Source organism: Stenotrophomonas maltophilia group sp. RNC7, assembly GCF_030910085.1.
Classification (GTDB): Bacteria; Pseudomonadota; Gammaproteobacteria; order Xanthomonadales; family Xanthomonadaceae; genus Stenotrophomonas; species Stenotrophomonas sepilia.
Window position 1 is genome coordinate 1 of record NZ_JAVFVN010000559.1, and the last position, 665, is coordinate 665.

The following is a 665-nucleotide window of genomic DNA, read 5'->3' on the forward strand; positions in this document are numbered from 1 at the left end:
GAATAATTTTTCTCATTGCCCACTTATCCTTATATCTTCCATTAAACCTATTTCGATTGCTATAGCTGCCAAAATTCCATTGGACCATCGATACAGAGTCGCTCTATCTATGTTTAATTCATTTGCTATACCTGCATCAGTTAGTAAATTAGGTCGTTTCCAGTATTTTAGTTCTACCAATTTATACTTATTTTCATCCAGCTCACCTAGTACCACATCTATAGCTCTAATAGTTTCCTCCAGCTTCTTAATTCTTTTATTAGTCACAAGTCTAATGGCTTTGTTCTCAACTATATTACTTGTACCACTTCCGCGGATTCCCATACTATCCCCTATGAGCTTCCCTTCTTCTCTAATATCATTCTTTATTTCTTCAAGGTCCTTCTTACTTTGATGATAATTTCTAAGTTCTGCTTCTATGTATGCTTTAATTTCTTTCTTCAAGTCTACGCCCCCTTTTCAGTTACATATATTTATACTTCCCACTGTTCTTTCAGCTTGTTTACTAACTTCATAACTTCTTCACCCTCTTTATTTACATCCGGATGAAACTTAAGAGCTAATTCCTTATATATTTTTTTGAGGTTTTTCTTTTCTTCATCTGTGTAGTTACTGCCTGTGTTGCCATAGTAACCACTATATGAATTATAATTGTAGTTACTTTT

2 protein-coding genes are annotated in these 665 nt (G+C 33.7%); both read right to left on the minus strand.

The window, feature by feature from the left end; all coding sequences use genetic code 11:
* Positions 1 to 12: 12 nt before the first annotated feature.
* Positions 13 to 444, minus strand: coding sequence for a hypothetical protein (locus RCF13_RS10800; RefSeq protein ID WP_308141156.1), 432 nt, complete (start codon positions 442 to 444; stop codon positions 13 to 15).
* Between the two features lie 29 nt (positions 445 to 473).
* A partial coding sequence (locus RCF13_RS10805; protein ID WP_308141157.1) for a DnaJ domain-containing protein occupies positions 474 to 665 on the minus strand: 192 nt, incomplete at its 5' end.